The sequence below is a fragment of the Paenibacillus sp. JT31N17 genome, from assembly GCF_056269255.1.
Genome location: NZ_JBWDNP010000011.1, coordinates 67,484 through 86,273, shown reverse-complemented (window position 1 = coordinate 86,273; position 18,790 = coordinate 67,484). Strand labels below are relative to the sequence as shown.

13 protein-coding genes are annotated in these 18,790 nt (G+C 53.8%); 10 read left to right on the top strand and 3 right to left on the bottom strand.

Translation table 11 applies throughout. From position 1 onward, the window contains the following. The first annotated feature begins 31 nt into the window (after window positions 1–31). The 9 genes from AC0YOB_RS27005 to AC0YOB_RS26965 all read left to right on the top strand — a co-directional run bounded on the left by AC0YOB_RS27005 (window position 32) and on the right by AC0YOB_RS26965 (window position 12,757). Window positions 32–1,849, top strand: a complete 1,818-nt coding sequence (locus AC0YOB_RS27005; RefSeq protein WP_475795402.1) for an S-layer homology domain-containing protein — start codon at window positions 32–34, stop codon at window positions 1,847–1,849. A gap of 354 nt (window positions 1,850–2,203) precedes the next feature. Next, the gene (locus AC0YOB_RS27000) at window positions 2,204–2,437 is read left to right on the top strand and encodes an HPr family phosphocarrier protein (RefSeq protein ID WP_475795521.1); all 234 of its coding nucleotides are present in this window, start codon (window positions 2,204–2,206) and stop codon (window positions 2,435–2,437) included. Continuing rightward, window positions 2,424–4,544, top strand: coding sequence for a methyl-accepting chemotaxis protein (locus AC0YOB_RS26995; RefSeq protein ID WP_475795401.1), 2,121 nt, complete (start codon window positions 2,424–2,426; stop codon window positions 4,542–4,544). The genes AC0YOB_RS27000 and AC0YOB_RS26995 overlap by 14 nt, the downstream gene beginning before the upstream one ends. Beyond that, the gene (locus tag AC0YOB_RS26990) at window positions 4,537–6,156 is read left to right on the top strand and encodes a response regulator transcription factor (RefSeq protein WP_475795400.1); all 1,620 of its coding nucleotides are present in this window, start codon (window positions 4,537–4,539) and stop codon (window positions 6,154–6,156) included. The genes AC0YOB_RS26995 and AC0YOB_RS26990 overlap by 8 nt, the downstream gene beginning before the upstream one ends. Further along, the gene (locus tag AC0YOB_RS26985) at window positions 6,153–7,943 is read left to right on the top strand and encodes a cache domain-containing sensor histidine kinase (RefSeq protein WP_210038769.1); all 1,791 of its coding nucleotides are present in this window, start codon (window positions 6,153–6,155) and stop codon (window positions 7,941–7,943) included. The genes AC0YOB_RS26990 and AC0YOB_RS26985 overlap by 4 nt, the downstream gene beginning before the upstream one ends. After that, complete coding sequence (locus AC0YOB_RS26980) at window positions 7,940–8,923, top strand: substrate-binding domain-containing protein (RefSeq protein WP_475795399.1); 984 nt, start codon at window positions 7,940–7,942, stop codon at window positions 8,921–8,923. Before AC0YOB_RS26985 ends, AC0YOB_RS26980 begins: the two co-directional genes overlap by 4 nt. A 163-nt stretch (window positions 8,924–9,086) precedes the next feature. Further along, a complete protein-coding gene (locus AC0YOB_RS26975) occupies window positions 9,087–10,595 on the top strand; it encodes a sugar ABC transporter ATP-binding protein (RefSeq protein ID WP_475788237.1) in 1,509 nt (502 codons plus the stop codon). Window positions 10,596–10,621: 26 nt separating this feature from the next. Then, entirely contained in the window at window positions 10,622–11,617 is a 996-nt protein-coding gene (locus AC0YOB_RS26970; protein WP_475795398.1) for an ABC transporter permease, read from the top strand. An 87-nt stretch (window positions 11,618–11,704) separates the two neighbouring features. Then, window positions 11,705–12,757: a substrate-binding domain-containing protein gene (locus tag AC0YOB_RS26965; protein WP_475795397.1), complete on the top strand. Its 1,053-nt coding sequence runs from the start codon at window positions 11,705–11,707 to the stop codon at window positions 12,755–12,757. A 694-nt stretch (window positions 12,758–13,451) separates the two neighbouring features. On the opposite strand, the gene AC0YOB_RS26960 is transcribed toward AC0YOB_RS26965, so the two are convergent. The 3 genes from AC0YOB_RS26960 to AC0YOB_RS26950 all read right to left on the bottom strand — a co-directional run bounded on the left by AC0YOB_RS26960 (window position 13,452) and on the right by AC0YOB_RS26950 (window position 17,037). Next, window positions 13,452–13,994 carry a hypothetical protein gene (locus tag AC0YOB_RS26960; protein WP_475795396.1) on the bottom strand — a complete coding sequence of 181 codons (543 nt, stop codon included), beginning with the start codon at window positions 13,992–13,994 and terminating at the stop codon, window positions 13,452–13,454. 276 nt (window positions 13,995–14,270) lie between these two features. Continuing rightward, window positions 14,271–14,720 (bottom strand): GNAT family N-acetyltransferase, encoded by a 450-nt coding sequence (locus tag AC0YOB_RS26955; RefSeq protein ID WP_475788232.1) that lies wholly within the window; start codon window positions 14,718–14,720, stop codon window positions 14,271–14,273. Between the two features lie 256 nt (window positions 14,721–14,976). Beyond that, window positions 14,977–17,037: a GxGYxYP domain-containing protein gene (locus tag AC0YOB_RS26950; RefSeq protein ID WP_475795395.1), complete on the bottom strand. Its 2,061-nt coding sequence runs from the start codon at window positions 17,035–17,037 to the stop codon at window positions 14,977–14,979. Between the two features lie 385 nt (window positions 17,038–17,422). Here AC0YOB_RS26950 and AC0YOB_RS26945 point away from each other — a divergent pair, with 385 nt between their 5' ends. Further along, entirely contained in the window at window positions 17,423–18,586 is a 1,164-nt protein-coding gene (locus tag AC0YOB_RS26945; RefSeq protein ID WP_475795394.1) for a GntR family transcriptional regulator, read from the top strand. Window positions 18,587–18,790: the final 204 nt, after the last annotated feature.

Sequence of the window (18,790 nt, the reverse complement as noted above, 5' to 3'; positions counted from 1 at the left end):
TATCTTTCCGCGAGAGGATGAATCTTAGTTCATGACATATAAATTGCGATCCATAAGTATGGTCTTCATTCTGCTGGTTTCCCTGGTAAGCCCGGGTATTGCGCTGGCAGACAGCACACCATCGTTTTCGCTTGCGATTACGAATGAAAGCCCGGCTCTGCAGGAGGAATTCCAAGTCAGCGTAGCGGCAAGCCAGGTCACCGATATGTACGGTTATGAGATCAATGTCAGCTATAACCCCGCTCTTCTGGAGTTCAAAGGCGTGGAACCATTGGCTGGAGGCTACTCCATTACGCCGATTGTCAGCGGCAGTACGATTCAAATCGCGCATACGGAAACAGGAAGCACCCCGGGGCAATCCGGCAATCCGACGCTGGCCAGGCTGACTTTCAAAGCCATTGGTACAGGGTCCGCCCAAATCGGGCTTGCGGGCTTGACGCTGGTTGATTCCCAATTTGCCTCGTCCGAGTATACAAGCGATGCCCATGTAGTTGCCGTTATCAGCGATCCGTCGACTCCAACGGATCCGACCGATCCGACCGATCCAACGGACCCAACAGACCCAACAGATCCAACGGATCCGACCGATCCGGATCCGACGGATCCAAATCCAACAAATCCAAACCCGACCGATCCGGATACAACGGATCCGGGGGACTCAACAGATTCGCCGGCCAGTGCACCTAATGTGATCAAGCCGGTATCTGTCCTGGATAAGGATACGGGCATCGCGAGCTCTTCCGTCGATGCGGAAGCCTTGAATAAAGCGATTGCGGCCGCAAAAGCCGACACAACCGGAAATACTCCGGTAAGCATCGTGCTAAATGCGGAAGGCGCTCAAGGCTATGTGCAAACCCTGCCGGTCTCCGCGCTGTCCGACGAGTCGAATCCCGTCTCGATCGAAATCAGTACCCCTCTGGCGACGCTTGTTGTTCCAATTAGCATGTTCCGGGGAAGCGCGCTGACTTCCGGTGACGTAGAGTTTCATCTGGGCCAGCCTGCTGATGGGCAATTGAATGACAGCATCAAGCAGCAGATCGGCGGTCGTCCGGCAATTGAATTGAAGGTCCTGTCCGGCGGCCAGACCGCTGAATGGAATCATTCGCAGACGCCGGTTACCGTGCGCATTCCTTACAAGCCAAGCGCGGAAGAACTGAAGAATCCCGAGCATATCGTCGTCTGGTCTATCGATGATGCAGGCCGGACTCAGCCTGTAACCAGCGGAAGATATGACCTGGAATCCGGGCAGGTCACCTTCAACGCTGCACAATCGGGTACGTATGCCGTGGCATTTGTGCAGAAAACATTTGGCGATATCGCTGCTCTGGATTGGGCGAAAACGCAGATTGAAGTGCTGGCCTCAAAAGGCATTGTCAACGGATTCCCGGATGAATCGTTCGAACCGGACAAACCGGTTACCCGCGCAGACTTCCTGATGCTGCTGATGCGGATGCTGGAGCTGAAAGGGCAAACAGGAGCTTCATTTGCCGATGTGCCCGAGAGCGCTTATTATAGTGAAGCCCTGCTGACGGCCAGAGCACTCGGCATTGCCGACGGCACCGGGGATAATCTGTTCCAGCCCATGAATCCGATCACCCGGGAAGATATGGCGGTATTGACGGAGAAGGCGCTAAAAGCGGCGAACAAACTCCTGAAGGAAACGACGGCGACAGGCCTGGATGACTACCAGGATAAAGATGCCGCCGCCACTTACGCCAAGGAAAGCTTCGAGTATCTGATCAAGAGCGGAATCATTCACGGCTATAACAATCAAATTCAACCCAAATCGGCAACAACCCGCGCGGAAGCGGCGGTCATGCTGTACAACATTTATAACGCAGTGCAATAATTGCGCCGATAGAGCGGGATTATCGTAAGCGTACGAAGAGAGAAGAGGATGTTATGCTCTTCTCTTTTTTCGTTAGTTATTGGGCATTCGGATCTTCCAAGGCTCCGGGAGCTCCGTTTTCCACGTTCATTTTCGCGCGCAGCGGGGTTGATATGCCCGGTTTGGATCTTGCGGCGCGATCAGAAAATAATTCGACTAAAAAGCGATAATTATACATGTGCTAATGCCGGGGACGGCTGTATAATAGGCGTAGCCGGAAGCTTTAAAAAAGACAAAGGCAGGAAGCTTGAGGCAGTCTTGAAAGCGGATTCAAAGCAGAATATGAGCTCAACTGCGGGAGAGGGTCGATTGACTATGATTAAACCGATTAAAGTGAGAAATGCGAATGATATCGAACAAATCAACCGCATCGTGTTCAGGTATCCGTTCGATATTTGGATACACAGCAAAAGCGGCATGGCCGATGCCAAATCGCTGCTGGGCATGTATGTGCTGAAAATCAACGAGCCGTTATTCCTCGTCGTTCCGGACGATGCGGAGGTTGGGCCGTTGTTCGCGGAGCTGGAGCCTTATATTGCGTTTGATTGACGGGACAGCGGTGGACTCGTCGCTCAGGCACAATACGATTATGGAACGCATCTCCAATCTTGGCATTTTACGTTTTTCCACGATTCAAGTGAGGTTGACCCTCTTTTTCACCCTTATCCTGTTTGCCTCCATCGCGACTGTCGGTGTGGTGAATTACCGGCAATCCAGCGCAGCGCTCAATGGCAAAATCGAGCTGTATTCCAGACAGGTGATCGGACAGATCGGCGCAAATCTTGATCTGGAGCTGCAGCATATCCAGTTTGTCATGGAGGATATTATATCGGGCGAAGATGTGCAAAGCGGCTTGGCCGGCCTGAAGACCTCCGGCGGTCAGCAGTACACGCTGACCAATACCATCAACAAGACGATTTCCCACAAGCTGTCCATGCTCGCTTATATCTCCAGCGTCACAATTCGCGTAGACCGGCAGACGACGCTGGGTACGTACAATTCCCTGGATAAGGAACAGCTGGATTCGATTATTCAAAGGACCGAGGGCGGTACGGACTATCGCTACTTTCTCATAGACGACAAGGTGAAAGGAAAAGCGTTTCTCTCCATAAGCAAGCCGATCCGATCGGCAGTCAACGGGGAATCGCTTGGCGTTATCGTCATCACGCTGGAGGAAAACCATATCGCCAGGCTTTATGAAGGGACCGATCTGGGCCAATCGGCAGAGATTTTTATTCTGGATGATCAGGGCAGCGTCATATCGAGCAGAAACAAGGCCCGATACCCGGTCAACCGTCCGCTCCCGGATCGGGAATTGGCGCAGCGGGTGGCAGGCGGAAGCTCGCCGGACGGCGAGGCTTACTTCGGAGAAGCATCGGGCGTCGAATCGCTTGTTGCGTATACGCCTGTGGCGGCCAGCGGCTGGAAGGTGGCGGCTGTCATTCCGAAATCGTTCATTCAGGCGGAAATCAATGACCTGAGAATAACGATGCTGCTGATCGGCGCTGCCTGCCTGCTCATATCCGCGCTGATCGCTTATCTGATTTCGCTGGGCGTATCCATTCCCGGACGAATGCTCAGGGCGCAGATGAAACGGGTGAACGACGGAGATTTGAATCTGGCCTGGGCGGATCCGCACAAAGATGAAATGGGCGCAATCTCGGCAGGCTTCAATGAAATGGCCGGAACGCTGAGGACGCTGCTTGCGCGGGTGGCGGCATCTTCGGACTATATGCGGGAGCAGTCAGGGATCGTCTCAGCCGTATCCGGCAGATTCAGAGGCAATCAGCAGCAGTTCGTCGAGGTGATCAAGCAAATTGCCGACGGATCCAATCAGCAGGCTGGCGATGCTGCGGCCAGCGCGGAGAGTATGAACGATTTGTCCGGAAATATCAGTGATATCGGGGAGGGAATCGGTACGATTTCCGAATCGATCGCCGATATCGACGCCATCTGCGCCGGTGCCCAGCAGTCGGTAAACCGGCTGAACGATAAAGCGGCGGCTTCCCATTCCGCCCTGCTGCTTGTGCATCAGGACGTTGGTTCTCTGGACGCGGAGCTCAGCCAAATCAACGAAATTACCCGGCTTATTACCGGTATATCGAAGAGAATGAATATATTGGCTATTAACACCTCCATCGAAGCCGCGAGGGCCGGGAGCGCGGGCCGGGGCTTCGCCGTTGTGGCGGAGGAGGTCAGGCAGCTGGCCGAACAGTCGCGAATCTCGTCGGAACAAATCGGCGATATGGTTTCCGCAGTTTTGAACCGTTCTCAGGCAACCGTCAGGGAGGCCGGTCGGTCGGTGAATATGATGAAAGAACAGCTTGAGGCTGTTGAGGAAACGGACCGCAGCTTCGTCCTGGTCAAGCGGCAGCTGGAGCAAATGCTGCCGCATGCGGCGAATGTCCGCACCGCTTCCGGGCGGCTGCAGCATTTGCGTGACGGCGCGCTGCATGCCATTGGAAGCATCGCGTCCATTGCCGAGGAAACGGCGGCGGCTTCCGAGGAAGCGTACGCCTCCTCGGAAGAGCAGATGCATCAGACGGAGACGCTTGCCAATATGGCGCAGGAATTGGAACAAGCCTCTGTAAAACTTGCCGAAGCGATCGTGAAATTTCAAATACCGCAGGACAACGAGGTGAAACTCCATGTATAAGCTGCTGATTGTGGACGATGAAGCGCTGGTTCGCGAAGCGATCCAGGATGGCATGAACTGGGAGGCCATGGGACTTGAATGCGTAGGGTCCTGCGAGGACGGCATCGAAGCGCTCGAATTCGTCGAGCGGGAGAATCCGGATATCGTGATGACCGATATCGGGATGCCGTTCATGAACGGCATCGAGCTGACGCGCGAGCTTTCCGTGCGTTACCCGGATGTGAAAGTGATCATCCTGACCGGGTACGATGAATTCGAATATGCCCAGCAGGCGCTGAAGATGCAGGTTGCGGACTATATACTGAAACCGGTTACAGCCGCCGAGATGGAGGAAATTCTGCTGCGGCTTAGCGAGCAGCTGGACAATGAGAACCGGCATAAGCGGGATTACGAGAAGCTGAAGCGCCAGTTGAAGGAAAGCATGCCGCTGCTCAAGGAGCGGTTTCTGGAGCGGCTCGTCACTTCATCGATGACGGCGAAGCAAAAACGCGAAAGCTGCAGTTATTTTCAAATCGTATGGGACCAGTCATTCCTGATCGAGCTTGCGATCGATGTCGACGAGCTTATATTGAAGCATCCGGCTACACCGTCCGACGATGAGCTGTTCCGGTTTGCCATTTATAACATCGCCAAGGAATTAATGGAGAAGAGTGCCGGTGCGGAGGTGTTCCGCGACAGGGAAAACCGGGTGCTCATCCTGCTGTCCGGTACCGATCCCGAAGCGCTGTGTGAGGCAGCCGGGGCGGCGGCGGAGGAAATCCACACTGCAGTCACCACCTATTTGCCCGTGAAGGCTTCTATTGGAATTGGCCATACCTGCAGGCTTGAGGATCATGTCGCGCTGGTTCACCGGTCGGCATTGTCCGCTCTGGATTACCGCTATGTTATCGGCACCAATGAAATTATCCGCATCTCCGATATGGAACGGCGCAAGCGCCCGGAACTGCTGTCCGCGGTCACCTGGGAGCATGAGCTGATCACGAAGCTGAAGACGGGTACGCCGCAGGAAATGGACGAATGGATCGCCAAGCTGTTTTCGACCTTCCGCAAGCAGCTTGTCCCCATAGATGTCTGTTATATCTACCTGCAGCGGTACGTTCTTACCTTGATGCATACGCTGTATGAAATGGAGAGCGATACCGGCAGGGTGTTCGGGGAAGCGGCCAATCCGGTGGCGGAAATCAGCAGGCTCGCGGCATTGGACGAAATCGAAATCTGGATGAAAGAGCTGTGCGGCAAAGCGGTGACGGTCATCCGGGGCATGCGGGAGGATCACAGCGTGCTGCAGATCGAGAAGGCGATGGCCTATGTCAGGCAGCATTATACAGACCCGGATCTGTCGCTGAAGACCGTATGCAAGCATGTGTCCATGAGCGCCAGCTACTTCAGCACCCTGTTCAGGATGAATACAGGCCGGACCTTCGTGGAATATGTGATTCACGAGCGGATGGAGAAGGCGAAGGAGCTGCTGAAGCTGACCTCCATGCGAAGCTACGAAATCGCTTACGCCGTCGGCTACAGCGATCCGCAGTATTTCAGCAGCGCATTCAAGAAGCATGCCGGGGACACGCCGACGGACTTCCGCTTCAAAATGACGGGGAATGAGGGATGAAGCTGGGCCTTTTCTCGCGATTCCGCAGCATCCAGACGAACATGGTGCTGGCCTTTGTCCTGCTCATCCTGATGACGATTCTGATCATGAGCGTCGTCTCTTATTATTTGTCCAAGGACGCCGTGCAGTCCAATGCGCAGACCTATACGACGGAGCTTGTGAAGCAAGTGAACAACAATATCAAGTCTTATGTGAACGGGATGAAATATATTTCAGATATGGTGGACGGCAACCCGTATGTGCAGCAATATTTGTCGCAGTTCAAATACGAAAGCCTGACAGAGGAGCAGAAAAGCAAACAGGCCGTCGCGGACTTTCTGGAATCGATGGCCGTATCGCGCGCCGACATTTCTTCGGTGAGCCTGTTTGGCTACAACGGGCAGTTCGTGACGGGAAGCAAAGGGCTGGAATTGAACCCGTTCATCGATATTACGAGCCTCAGCTGGTACCGTGGCGCCCGGGAGGCGGGAGGCTCGTACGTGATTTCTCCCTCGCATGTGCAGCCGGTGTTTAAGGACCGATATCCCTGGGTCGTTTCCCTGAGCATGGAGCTGGTCAGCAAGGACGGCGGGACGAAGCTTGGCGTCTTCCTGATCGACCTGAATTTCAGCGTGATGAACGACATGTTCCAGGATATCCGGCTTGGCCAGCGGGGTTATCTGTTCATCGTCGATTCCGAGGGCAAAATCGTGTACCACCCGCAGCAGCAGCTGATTTACAGCAGCCTGAAAACGGAGAAAATCGCCGAGGTGCTCCAGATCAAGAATGGCACATTTATCAGCGATGAAGGCGGCAACAGCAGGATGTACACCGTTCAGGAGTCGGACTTCGGGTGGAAAATCGTCGGCGTGTCCTATGTCAATGAGCTGGTCGGCAACCAGAATGAGGTGCGGCTTTCTTTTATTTTTCTCGGCTTGATCTGCATCGTGCTGGCGATTGTCATTTCCCTGTTCCTGTCGCAGCGGGTCAGCCAGCCGATCAAGCAGCTGCAGGGCTACATGAAAGAGGTGGAGAAGGGCAATTTCGACATTCAGGTTCCCGTTCCGACCACGATCGAGATCGGCAGGCTGGCCCGGGCCTTCAACATTATGGTGGGCAAGATCAAAGAGCTGATGTCGCAGGTCGTCAGGGACCAGGAGCTGAAAAGAAGAAGCGAGATGAATGCGCTGCAGGCGCAGATCAATCCCCACTTCCTGTACAACACCCTGGACTCCATCATCTGGATGGCGGAGAGCAAGAAGTTCCAGGAGGTCGTCCTCATGACCTCGGCGCTTGCGAAGCTGTTCCGCGCGTCGATCAGCAAGGGGGAGGAGCTCGTCACGATCGAAACCGAGCTTGAGCATATTACGAACTATTTGAAGATTCAAAAGATGCGCTACAAGAACAAGCTGGACTATCAGATCGAGATTGGCGATTCGGTCAGGCAGTACAGGACGATCAAGGTTATTTTGCAGCCGATCGTGGAGAATGCGATTTATCACGGCATCAAGATGAAGCGGGGGCCCGGCCTCATTACGATCTCCTCCGAGGAGACGGAGACGGATATTTTGCTGATCGTCGGGGACAACGGGAACGGGATGGACGAGGAGAAGCTGTCCAGACTTCTGACCCCATTGAATGAAGGAGAGGAAGGCAGAGGCGTCGGCGTCCGCAATGTGCATGGACGGCTCAAGCTTTATTTTGGCGCGCAGTATGGACTGGTTTATAAAAGCGTATCAGGCGAAGGGACAACGGTGCTCATCCGCTTTCCCAAGTCTCCGCCATTATTGGAGGCAGGCAGAAGATGATTTGGAAGCATAAGCGGACACTGGCGATTGTCGGGCTGCTTCTGATTATTGCGGCAGGCTTGGCTGGCTGGGGAGGCTGGCTGTCGCAGCGGAAACCGCTGGATATCAGGGTCATTATTAAATCGACGGACGCTTCGATCGAGTTCTGGCTGGTGCTGATCGACGGGGTCCGCGAGGCAGCGCAGGAATTCGACACCAGCGTCCAGATTACAGGCTCCAAAACCGAAACGGATGTCGACGAGCAGATTGCGCTGGTGGAGCAGGCGATCCGGGACCGGCCCGATGCGATTGTGCTGGCTGCGAACGATTTTGACCGGCTTGTTCCCGTTGCCGAGAAAGTCAGGCAAAGCGGAATCAAGCTCGTCATTGTGGACTCGGGCATCAACTCCGGTGTCGCGCACAGCAGCGTGGCGACGGACAATGTAATTGCCGGCAGGAAGGCGGGCGAAGCGATGCGGCAGCATATCTCGGGGAATGCGAAGGTCGCGATTATCAGCTATGTCAAAAATGCCGCTTCGCATATCGACCGGGAGAAAGGCGTCCGTTCCATTCTGGGCGGCAGTGCCGGTCTCGACCTGCTCGACACCTATTATGTCGAAGGCTCGGAGGAGAACGCCTACTTGATGGCAAGAAATATTTTGCAGACGCAGAAGGATGTCGTGGGCATTATCGGGCTGAACGAGCCTACAACCGTCGGCGCCGGCCGGGCGATTCAGGAGCTCAAGCTCAAGGACCGGGTCAGTCTGATCGGGTTCGACAGCTCCGTCAACGAGATCAAGCTGCTGGACGAAGGGGTGATGAAGGCGACCGTCATCCAGCGGCCTTTCCAGATGGGTTATTTGAGCGTTAAGACGGCTGTGGACGCGGTCAGGGGGAAGAAGGTGCCGAAGATGATCGATACCGGCTCTCTGGTCATTACGAAACAGAATATGTATGAGGAGGAAAACCAGAAGCTGCTGTTTCCCTTCGTCAACAAATAGCTTATTATGCGGGGCCCGGTGGCCCTGTTTTTTTTGCTCTTGGCCGGGGCGCAACCTCCAAAATTATTCGACTCTTACAGGAAGAAATCACATGTTAGCCTGAAGCAGGACCGTGTAAAGTTAGCTACAACAGCAGGAACAAGAGTTTGAGGGAGGTGGAAAGATGGAACAGACCATTGTGCGCATGGAAGGAATCGAGAAGCATTTTGCCGGCGTTCACGCGTTGAAGGGCTGCCGGTTTGAGCTGCGGGCCGGTGAAGTGCACGCGCTCGTCGGTGAGAACGGGGCAGGGAAGTCAACCATGATGAAGGTGCTGACCGGCGTTTACCGCAAGGATGAGGGAAGCATCTTCTATAAAGGCGAGGAAGTGCAAATCGCCGATACAAGGTCCGCCCAGAAGCTGGGGATCGGCATGATCCACCAGGAGCTGAATCTGGCTCCCCATCTGACGGTGGCGCAGAACATATTTATTGGCAAGGAGCCGCGCAAGGCGATCCGCTTGTTTCTGGATGACAAGGAAATGAACAGGCAAACGGCTCTGCTGCTGAAGCAGATGAAGCTGGACATCGATCCGACGACGCCTGTGGCGGAGCTTACGGTGGCCAAACAGCAAATGGTGGAGATCATCAAGGCGATTTCCTACGAATCCCAGGTGCTGATTATGGATGAGCCGACGGCGGCGCTCAGCGATTCCGAAATCGACGAGCTGTTCCGGATGATCGCGCAGCTCAAGGAGAAGGGCGTCGGTATCGTCTACATCTCGCACCGGATGGCGGAGCTCAAGCGAATTACCGACCGGATTACGGTTATGCGTGACGGCACCTATATCGATACGGTCCAGACGCCGGATATCAGCATCGACCAGATTATCGCCATGATGGTCGGCCGGGAAATCTACCAGCCGGTCAAGCCGGACCGCAAGGCGGAGAAGGCGCCGGAGACGGTGCTGGAGGTGCGCGGCCTTTCGCGGAGGAACGTCCTTCACGATTTAAGCTTCTCGCTGCGCAAAGGGGAAATCCTCGGCGTTGCGGGACTGGTCGGCGCAGGCAGAACGGAGATGGCGCGGGCTATTTTCGGCGCCGATCCGATTGATGCCGGTGATATCCTGATCCGCGGACGCGAGGTCCGCATTGCCGGTCCGCATCAGGCGGTGAAGCATGGCATCGGATATTTGTCCGAGGACCGGAAGCATTTCGGCTGTTTGCTGGATATGGACGTCAAGACGAATGTCGGGCTCGCGGCGCTGGGCCGCTTTACAAGCGGGCTGGGCTTCATGAGCGACAGGCGGATGGCCGAAGTTTCGGTCAAGGTCGTCGAGGAGCTGCGCGTGAAGACGCCGGGGATCAATCAGAAGCTCAAATTCCTGTCCGGAGGAAACCAGCAGAAGGTTATTATCGGCAAATGGCTGACGAGAGACTGCGATATTCTGATTTTCGACGAGCCGACGCGGGGCATCGATGTCGGGGCCAAAAGCGAGATTTACAAGCTGCTCGAAAGTCTGGCGGCGGAAGGCAAATCGATTATCATGATCAGCTCGGAGCTGCCGGAAATTCTGCGGCTGAGCCACAGGATCATCGTCATGTGCGAAGGAAGAATTACGGGAGAGCTTATTAACGATCAGCATGCTTCGCAGGAACAGATTATGACGTATGCGACCAGGCGGATCGGCTAGGCTCGGACAGGAGGAGATTGTGGGCTATGAAGGATACGGTAGTGGTATCCCCGAAACCGAAATTTGCGTTTAAATCGGGGCTGCAGCAGTTTTTGGCTTTCGGCAGTTTGATTCTGATGATTGTTTTTTTCTCACTTGCATCCAGCAACTTCTTTCATTTTTCCAACATGGTTGGAATTCTGCTGTCAACCGCGGTAATCGGCGTGCTTGCGCTCGGTTCGACATTCGTCATCGTCACCGGCGGGATCGATCTGTCGGTGGGAACGGTGATGACGCTGTGCGCAGTTATGACCGGGGTGTTTATTACCATGTGGGGGCTGCCTGTGCCGGTAGGCATAATCGGCGGGCTGCTCACCGGAGCGCTGTGCGGATTGATATCCGGAGTCGTCATCGCGAGGCTCGGCATACCGCCCTTCATCGCAACGCTGGCCATGATGATGATCGCCAAAGGGCTGGCGCTCGTCATCTCGGGCACGAAGCCGGTTTATTTTACGGATACCCCGGTGTTTATGGAAATTTCGCAGGGTTCACTGCTGGGCGAATTGATTCCCGGCTTCGATATTCCGAATGCAGTGCTCATCTTCTTCCTCGCGGCGGTGATCGGCAGCATCCTGCTTTCCCGCACGATTGTCGGACGGTATAACTTCGCAATCGGCAGCAATGAAGAAGCAACGCGCCTGTCCGGCGTCAATGTCCGCAACTGGAAAATCGTGATCTATACGATTACCGGTCTGTTCACGGGTCTTGCCGGGATACTGATCGCCTCGCGTCTTAACTCGGCTCAGCCGTCGCTTGGTTCGGGCTATGAGCTGGAAGCGATTGCGGCCGTGGTTATTGGCGGCACTTCGCTCAGCGGAGGCAAGGGCACCATCGTGGGCACCGTCATCGGCGCACTGATTATGAGCGTGCTGACGAACGGTCTTCGCATCTTGTCGGTGCCGCAGGAATGGCAGACGGTTGTCGTCGGCTTCGTTATTCTGCTCGCTGTCTATGCGGATATTCTGCGCCGGCGCAAAGCTTGAACCAATGCTTGAACAGCAGGGCGTTCTTCCGCGAGAGAGGCGCGGGGGAATGGAAAACAGCAATCATACTATGGCATAAAAGGGGAAATGAAGATGAAAAAGAGTTTGTTTGTTTTGTTGGCAGCGTTTGTATTAGTCCTCACCGCCTGTGGTTCGAATGGTAACGGAGGCAACGGGAATGCAAACAGCGGCAATGAGCCGGCTCCGGCAGCAGACCCTGCGGCCACTAACACCGATAACGCGAATGCCGGCGCCAATGCTCCTGCGGAAAAAATGTATATTCCGCTCGTTTCCAAAGGATTCCAGCATCAGTTCTGGCAAGCGGTTAAACAAGGCGCCGAGAAAGCCGCTTCTGAATTTAATGTAGAAATCACATTTGAGGGTCCGGAGACGGAATCGCAGGTGGATAAACAGCTGGAGATGCTGCAGGTCGCGCTGGACAAAAAACCGAGCGCAATCGGCTTCGCCGCTCTCGACAGCCAGGCATCGATTCCGCTGCTGCAAAAAGCCAAGGATGAAGGCATTCCGGTTATCGCCTTCGACTCAGGCGTGGACAGCGACATTCCATCCAGTCTTGTCACGACGGACAACGTTGCCGCAGCAGGCACGGCCGCAGACAAGATGGCTGAGCTGATCGGCGGAAAAGGCGAAATCGCCATAATCGCACACGATCAAACCAGCCGTACGGGGATTGACCGCCGCGACGGATTCGTGAACCAGATCAAAGCAAAATATCCCGACATCAACATCGTCGACATTCAATACGGCGGCGGCGACCATCTGAAATCAACCGACTTGGCCAAAGCGATCATGCAGGCTCACCCGGATCTGAAGGGCTTCTTCGGCACCAATGAGGGATCTGCAGTCGGCGTTATCAATGCGGTAACCGAAATGAAGGCCGAAGGCAAAATTACCGTAATCGGCTACGACTCCGGCAAGGCGCAAATCGACGCGATCAAAAGCGGCCTGATGGCTGGCGCGATTTCCCAAAATCCGGTCGGCATCGGCTATGAAACGGTCAAAGCGGCGGTAGCGGCAGCCAAAGGCGAAACAGTTGAAGCCAAAATCGACAGCGGCTTCGTCTGGTACGATAAAACGAATATCGACAGCGATGAAGTGAAAGCTGTTATTTACGAGTAATACCGAGGCATCAAGGTTCGTCCCGATACCGGTCATCTAATGATAACAATCGCTCTCCACTTGGTTATTCAGACCAGGCGGGGGGCGATTATTCTTTTACGAGACGTATCGGCTTGTATAGTAGAGCCGAAAAGGCAGCCCCGGCACTAACCCGGCGCTCGCCAGGCTCCACCAACGTCTCCAGTGAGGAAAAACCTTCTTGTATGCCCACCAGCCGCTGGAATCGGCTCTGCAAGCCGGAAAAACCCCGCTGCAGCACTAACCCGGCGCTCGCCAGGCTCTACTAGCGTCTCCAGTGAGGAAAAACCTTCTTGTATGCCCACCAGCCGATGGAATCGGCTCTGCAAGCCGGAAAAACCCCGCTGCAGCACTAACCCGGCGCTCGCCAAGCTCCGCTAACGTCTCCAAGCCCGTCCGTATGCGAGTGGCAGCAGGGCGCCGATGGTGGTAAGAGCGGTCATCAGGATGGCACTCATTGCGAGATTGCTTCCGTTCACGACGACCGCCTACACCGCTTGGCCCAGCGTGAACAACCTCAGGGGAGCTTTTAATGAGGAGGCTTGAATCGGCATTTTAACCGTTGTTTCGTTAAGTCCAAGCTTCTTCAATTCATCCGACTTGATATCGACTATTTTCTATTAAGCGGACATTTGCTGCCAAGCTATAGCGTGGAAGCAAAAATAGCAGCCCGCGGTTAATCTCCAAAGATGAAGAACATGCGCGGGGCGCCGATATTAACGATTATTGCTTTTGACGGCCCGTACGACACGATCCATTCTGTGGTCGAGCAGGTAGCCGATTTCAACCAGAGCAGGGTTGTTGAATACCGCCAGAAAGGAAGAAGGGCGGTCATAAGCGATGATGGCGCCGCCCGGATTGCCATTATCATAAAGACAAACATGGAACGGCACATAGAGGCTGGCCCGGATATCGATGGAAAGGATTTGCTCGGCCACGATCCCGTTGCCCACAATTTGATTCCATTATGAAGCGACGTCAAGCGGCCCTGATTCACCTTGAAGAAAATCATCAGCCCATGCGGGCCGGCCATGGTCTGGAAGGCAGCTTTCACTTGGTCCCAGGGCGCTTCGGCTTCGATGAGCGCGTTCTCGATGACCGGGTCCCAACGTCCCAGCTCCCGCTCGAAGGCGGGCATAAGATCCTCATAACTGAGCCCCGTAGGGATATCCTCCCGCTTGATCAGGGTATCGGTAACTATTTTGCCGCTATATGGCATGGAAATCCTCCTCTTCATTTATCTGAAGGCGGCTGTCGTCTCAGCACAATACAGGGTATGCCCAGACTTCCTGAATTGGTGCCTGCTCTCCATGAGGGGGCCCTACTGGCCATTCTGCTGACGATGCTTATCATATATTAGGATAAATGGTAAAATTTAACTATTCACAATAAATCGGAGGTTATTCATGCTCTGAGAGGCAGAATGGCTGGATCTGGCGAGGTGCCAAGGGGTTTAAAAAGTATCTGGATTAGATAATTCGGCACAATTTATCCCTTACATATGCATAATAAATCCTGTTTTCTTCCCTTTCACGAATCCGGCCTGCTCGTAAAATCGATGTATCTCTTCTCTGTGGGAACCCGTCATCAGCATCAGCTTATAACAGTTCCTTTCCCCGGCAATCTCTATCGCTTTCTCCAGGGCCATACGCCCGAATCCGTTCCTTCTATATGCTTCATGTGTGACGACATTTTCTATTAATCCATAGGGTCTTGCACTTCGGGTCAGGTTCCTGACAATGACAAGGACGCAGGAAGCGGCGATAACTTCATTGTGCTCGACCACAATGATTTTCATATTCTCGTCCTTCAGGATATCCTGCCAAAGATCAGCCAATTCCTGATCCCTTGCCAGCTCCGGATCAGCCGGCTGCAGAAACTTATAAAGCAGCAAGAGCTCCTCCAGTTCATCTTCCCGAATGAACCTGCTTAGGGTGGTACTCAATTTGCCTGCACCTGCTTTCCATGAGGGTTGAGATCATTGTATAACATATCAGGGGTTTTCTTCATTATCAATTTGCGGATGGCTTCTAAGAGAAAAGGATCAAATCAATCCCTATAAGCCACCGGCAGCGTTGAATACACAAAACAAAAGAACCGCAGCACGAGATCAATAATCTCGCTTTGAGGTTCTTTATTTTTCTTCCTGTTACAGCCAGGCTTCATTCTTTCCTTCGTGACTGTTCTACACGATTACAGCATCAAGGCTTCGCCGGCAGCTTATTCGCTTCGCGGATAAGCGAGAAGTACTGGTCGGCCAGAACGGCTTTGTACTCGGGCCCCAGCGAATCGGAAATTGCCGCGACATCGGTTGGCGTCAGGCTCCAGGCGAGCAGTCCCAGGGATACAAACAGCGGCGATTTGCCGTCCCATTTGGCTTTGGCGTCCTCCAGAATACGCTTGCCGTCCTGCACGGTGCTGATGCCCTGAATGGTCGATACGGGAAGGCTGCCGTTCACGATTTCAACGCCATAACGATCCTCCCAGCTCAGGAACAGGCCGCCCGCATGATAGTTCTGCTGGTAGGCGTCGGCTACTGATTGGCTGAGCGGAATGTTCTGGCCGTCTACCCGGTTCAGCACATACGGTACCGTCATGCCGCTTTTCTTCAGATAGGTGTAGGACTGCTTGAGGAATGCTGGCAGCGTGGACTTGGGCCATGCATCCGGATAGAAATATCCGGCTCCCGAAGGACCGGCAATCAGCTGATCGTTCCTGGTCGCTGTCCTGTTGTAGTAGTCCAGCATAGCCGGAGCTCCGTCAACCAGCAGCGGGCTTGAGGTCCAGTTGATCGGCACTTGGCCGCGGGCCGGATCATCCCATAAAATCCGCATGCGATGCTGGTTGTATTGGAAATTATCGCCTTCGCTGAAGGTGTAGGTGACGTAGATCTTATTCTCCAGCTTTGGCTTTTGCGGTTTCTGGACAGGCGGAGAGGACTTGGCCTGAGCTGCGGAGAACACGGTCAGGTTGCTGAACCAATCTGCCGCAAGCACATAAACACTATGGTTGGATGTGACTTCAACGGAGCTGAATTCGCCCTCGACATCGTTGCTGAACCATCCCAGGTAAGGAGTCCCGGGCTGTACGTCCGACAATATCTTCTCGAACAGCGCTTTCTGCTCCGGAATATTGGAATCCAGCCAGAACACCATCGCCTTGTTCGCCACCGCGTAATCGCGGAGATAGCCGTAAGGCTCCTTCTGCTCCGAGGATGGCGGCTCTTCATTGCCTGCCAGTACCTTGTATTGATTCCACATGTCCACGGAAGCGGTCAATTTCCCGGTCCCGGCGGGCACAGCGAATTTGTAGACAAAATAGCGGCCGTTATCGGCAAAACGATGCCCTTCATTTCCTGCGGAAAGCTGCGAGCTCTGGGCGTCATAGAGGAACGGCTCCTCCTCCGGCGTGCCGGGAATGAACTGCGCGATGACCTGATCATCGGCCTTCACCGTCACCTGATGCACAGCCGCACCCCAGCCATCCTGGGTAAAGGCGTCTTCAAAACGCAGATAAACCGCCTCTTTGCCCAGCAGGGATGATAAGTCCAAATCATAGGCTTGACGGTTATTGCCGTCGCGTTCCTGGGTGGTATCCTCCGCCAGCACTTTGAACGAAGCCGGAAGGCCGGGAGGCAGCTTGACGGATGTATCCGGGCTCAAACCGATCAGCATACGGTGGGTCGCCTGTTTCCACAGATTATCGTACTGCCAGGTGTAGGCGTCCAGCCGGTCCTTGAATCTGCCCTGAAGATCATCGAGTACCTTCAGATTGTAGGGGGCCCCCGTCAAATTGGCTGCGAGTTCGGGGCTTGCAACAACCGCATTTTTCAACCCGGCCAGCGTCGTTGCGACATTGATGCTGTCCGGCACTTTCGGATCATAGACAATGATGCCTTTGATTTCATTTTTGAATTTAAGCACAATGTCCCAGTAATCGTCACGCACCTTATAAGGGACATCCAGATCGTTCAGCCATGCGAATTTGCCCTCTTCCTTGTTCTCCAGCAGGTAGATGCGGGGCTCCGCACGGTTCACCACACCCTGCAGGGTGGCCATCATCAGCTTGATATCCCCGGGAGCGTCATAGACATCGGCCACCTCCAGCTGCTTCGCCTTCGAGAAGGATGGAAGCGCTTGCGAATTTGGCCAGTTGATAGAGCCTGAGGACGGAGGCTTGGCTGCCGGTTCCGCAGACACCGCGATGGACAGAGAGAACAGACAGATTAGAGCAAGGCTTACGCTGGTTAATTTTCGAATCATGAACAAAACACCTCAACTTTATGCTGATTTGGCGAAGCGCTTGAAGAAGAAGCAGGGCTTGAGCAGCGCAGCGGCTGCTTTTTGCATGAACGGTTGAACGTGACCTTCGCGTACTGAGGCCTGATTATTTGTAATCGCTCATCTCCTCTCTGGTCGAGACATAATACATATTAAATATATTATACTTAATAATTTCAAGTCATTCGACAAAACCTCCCAAGAAATAGGGCTGAATAAGGCTTAATTAGTTCAAATGATGGAAGGGCTGAACTATTTTTTTCCAAAAAAAGCTTGTTTTAGTCCAACCTGGACCATGCTCATGCAGTTGCGTTATACCAATCTAGGATATAATATATATTACAAATATCTGAAGTTTGGTGATAAAATGAGCACGGCTGATCGAATACCGCTTTACCAGAAGGTCCAGGAGTACATTCGCGAGCTTATTGATTCCGAGGGGCTGAAGACCGGGGATCGTATTCCGACGGAGAAGGTGCTGATGGAGCGCTTCAATGTCAGCAAGATCACGGTGGTCAACGCCTTATCCGGACTTGCGAATGAGAAGATTATTAACCGCGTGCCCGGAAGAGGCAGCTTCGTCAGCGACAGGGAATCGCATATTCAGCCGGAGGCCGCCGGCGCGCATGAGGAACAGATGGTTGAGGCGGGCGGATCCGAGGCCGGTCTGCGTACGCGCATCATCGGATTGGTCATGCCCTCCATTGACGATTACTTTGCCACCCGTCTGATCAAAGGCGTTCAGAAGGCGCTTGGCGAGAAGAATTACCGGATGATGATCCTGCTTTCCAACGGCGAGCTTGAGGAAGAGAAGGAAGCCATCAAGGCGCTTAAGGACATCGGTGTCGAAGGAATGCTGGTTTTCCCGGTGGATGAGGAGCAATACAACGAGGAAATTATCGGGATGAAATTCAGCGGCTTTCCCTTTGTGCTGGTGGACCGCTATCTGCCTGGCGTGGAAACCAACTATATCGCCGCCGACGGCAGGATGGGGACGGGCCTTGCGGTCGATTACCTGTGGGAGCTGGGGCACCGGGAAATTGCGATTTGTTCGGATTCTCCGCTGCAAACGGTTACGGTACAGGAGCGGATCGAAGGGTATATGAATGCGCTTAAGAACAAGGGGGCGCTTATCAACCCCGCCCACATTATTACCGGTTTTCAAGTAGAGAGCCTGAAAGATGCGGAAACGCACCCGTTATTCCGCTATATCCGCAACAAGATGGCAACGGCTTACATTACCCTTAACGGCAGGCTTGGGGTGCAAATTTACCAAATGGCCGGTCAGGCCGGTCTAAGTGTTCCACGGGACCTGTCGATTGTAAGCTTCGATGATCCGACGGCGATCGTCGAGGAATTCAGCACGTTTACGCATATCAAACAGTTTGAGTATGATATGGGCTACCGCGCGGCGGACAAGCTGCTGGAAGTCATCCGTGCCGGTGAAGGCCGCGTCGGCAAATACAGCAAAACCTTGATTGAGCCTGAGCTCGTTATCCGTCAAACGACCGGCCCGAATGCTTCCTCATAGCTTCGCGGAAGCACGGAATTTAAGACCTCTTCCCATCGTGGAAGTGGTCTTTTTTTTATTTATTCGAATCGATAACCGATAATTCTTAGGCTTTTTATAAATTAAAATAATTTTAATATATTGAATATATATAATATTTATATTATATTGGGATGGAGAGTTCGTTTAGAAGCATTTGGAATCTGCGTTTTATGCTGCACTACA